The organism is Streptomyces sp. NPDC097619, from assembly GCF_040302735.1.
Lineage (GTDB): Bacteria > Actinomycetota > Actinomycetes > Streptomycetales > Streptomycetaceae > Streptomyces.
The window spans coordinates 1-2483 of the sequence record NZ_JBEOSD010000311.1 but is presented as its reverse complement, the minus strand read 5'-3'; the positions used below and the strand labels follow the sequence as shown (position 1 = coordinate 2483).

General features: G+C 74.5%; 2 protein-coding genes. Both read right to left on the bottom strand.

Annotation, left to right across the window (positions count from 1 at the left end):
• Positions 1-58: 58 nt before the first annotated feature.
• Complete coding sequence (locus tag ABTZ17_RS36660) at positions 59-877, bottom strand: TrmH family RNA methyltransferase (RefSeq protein WP_352200155.1); 819 nt, start codon at positions 875-877, stop codon at positions 59-61.
• A gap of 63 nt (positions 878-940) precedes the next feature.
• Positions 941-2194 (bottom strand): uroporphyrinogen-III C-methyltransferase, encoded by a 1254-nt coding sequence (gene cobA / locus ABTZ17_RS36655; protein WP_352200154.1) that lies wholly within the window; start codon positions 2192-2194, stop codon positions 941-943.
• Positions 2195-2483 lie beyond the last annotated feature (289 nt).

Below are 2483 nucleotides of genomic sequence, written 5' to 3'. Positions count from 1 at the left end.
GTCCGTCTCCGACGTGGCCTACTCCGCGGTCTCCTCGCGGTTCCGGTTCGACCGGCGGTCAGGCTCCGGGACGGCCGGTGGCCACCGCGTAGAAGGCCACGGCCGCGGCGGCGCCGACGTTCAGGGAGTCCACCCCGTGGGCCATCGGGATGCGGACCCATTCGTCGGCGGCGCGCAGGGCCTGGGTGGAGAGGCCGTCGCCCTCCGCCCCGAGCATCAGCGCCACCCGGTCCAGGGTGTGCGGGGCGGCCTCGTCGATGGCGGAGGCCTTCTCGTGCGGGGTGAGGGCGAGCAGCTTGAAGCCGGCTTCGCGGACCGTCTCCAGGCCCCGCGGCCACACGTCCAGGCGGGCGTACGGCACGGAGAACACCGCGCCCATGGAGACCTTCACCGAGCGGCGGTAGAGCGGGTCCGCGCAGTCCGGGGAGAGGAGGACGGCGTCCATGCCGAGGGCCGCGGCGCTGCGGAAGATCGCCCCGATGTTGGTGTGGTCGTTGACGGACTCCATGATGACCACGCGGCGGGCGGTGGTGAGCAGTTCCGCGGCGGTGGGCAGCGGCTTGCGCTGCATGGAGGCCAGGGCGCCGCGGTGCACGTGGTAGCCGGTGACCCGCTCGGCGATCTCGGGGCTGACCGCGTACACGGGGGCCGGGAGCTCGTCGATGACGTCCTTCATGACGTCGACCCACTTCGCGGACAGCAGCATGGAACGCATCTCGTACCCGGCGCTCTTGGCCCGTCTGATGACCTTCTCGCCCTCGGCGATGAACAGCCCTTCCGCGGGCTCGCGCTTGCGCCGGAGTTCGACGTCGGTCAGGCCCGTGTAGTCGCGCAGGCGCGGGTCTTCGGGGTCTTCGACGGTGATGAGATCAGCCACAGGGTGATACTGCCTTGTCCGGGGTGTGGTGCCAACGCCGGGAACGAGATCCGTTACCGGGGGTTACGAGGTGGCGGAAGGGTCCGCGGGGTGCGCCAGGGGCGGGATGCCGACGTTCACGACCTCGCCGATCACGATCACGGCGGGCGGGCGGACCTCCTGGGTCCGGACGGTCTCGCCGACGGTGGCGAGGGTGGCGTCCACCCGGCGCTGGGCCGCGGTGGTGCCCTCCTGGACGACGGCCACGGGGGTCTCCGGGGCCCGGCCGCAGGCGATCAGGCGGGCCGCGATGGCCCCGATCTTGTCCACGCCCATCAGGATGACGAGGGTGCCGGTGAGCCGGGCCAGCGCCGCCCAGTCCACCAGGGAGCGCGGGTCGTCGGGGGCCACGTGCCCGCTGACCACGGTGAACTCGTGGGCCACTCCGCGGTGGGTGACGGGGATGCCGGCCGCCGAGGGCACCGAGATCGAGCTGGAGATGCCGGGGACGACCGTGCAGGGGATGCCGACCTCGGCGAGGGCCTGCGCTTCCTCCATGCCGCGGCCGAAGACGTACGGGTCCCCGCCCTTGAGGCGGACCACGGCCTTGCCGGCCTTGGCGTGCTCCACGAGGGCGTTGTTGATGGCCTCCTGGGCCATGAACCGGCCGTACGGGATCTTCGCGGCGTCGATGACCTCGACGTGCGGGGGCAGCTCGTCGAGCAGGTCGCGGGGGCCGAGGCGGTCGGCGATGACCACGTCGGCCTCGGCGAGGAGACGGCGGCCGCGCACGGTGATCAGGTCCGGGTCGCCCGGGCCGCCGCCGACCAGGGCCACCCCGGGGGTGCGGGTCCGCTCGCGGCGGGCGGCGCCGGCGAGGGAACCGTCGCGCAGGCCCTCCACGATGGCGTCGCGGACGGCGGCGGAGCGGCGGGGGTCGTTGCCGGTCAGGACGGCCACGGTGACGCCCTCGCTGCGGCCGGTGGCCGGGGTCCAGGCCGTCGCCGCCGCGGCGTCGTCGCTGCGGACGCACCAGACGCGGTGCCGCTCGGCCTCGGCGGAGGCCCGGTCGTTGGCCTCGCGGTCACGGGTGGCGATCAGCACGTACCAGGCGTCGGCGAGGTCGCCCTCGGCGTAGCGGCGGCGCTCCCAGCGGATCTCGCCGGTCTCGGCCATGGCGTCCACCGAGGGGGTGGCCGAGGGCGAGACGAGGAGGACGTCGGCCCCCGCCGCGACCAGGGCGGGGAGGCGGCGCTGGGCCACCTGTCCGCCGCCGATGACGACGACGCGGCGCCCGGCGAGACGCAGACCGACGGGGTACGCGGGGTGTTCGGCCATGACGGTGCGGCTCCTGATGCGGCGAAAGGGTCCGGGTGCCGCTGCTGCGTTGGAGCGGCTGGTGCGTTCTGCCTGTGCTGACGTGCGGTTTCGCCCGCCGGCTCCACCATACGGCGCCGGGGGCGCCGGGGGGCGGGCGGGTGACGCGCGGCACGGTCGGCGGGGGTGCGCGAGGGCTCCGACCCCGGACCCCGCGGCCCGCACGTCGGTCGGGGTCGGGACCACGCGGGCCTGACCTGGATCCGCTGCCCTTCGACTACCGGAAGGAACTGGTCGGCGGCCGCACCCC

Coding starts and splice junctions, on each gene's coding strand:
- cobA (WP_352200154.1), bottom strand. CDS start 2,194: ATGGCCGAACACCCCGCGTACCCCGTCGGTCTGCGTCTCGCCGGGCGC.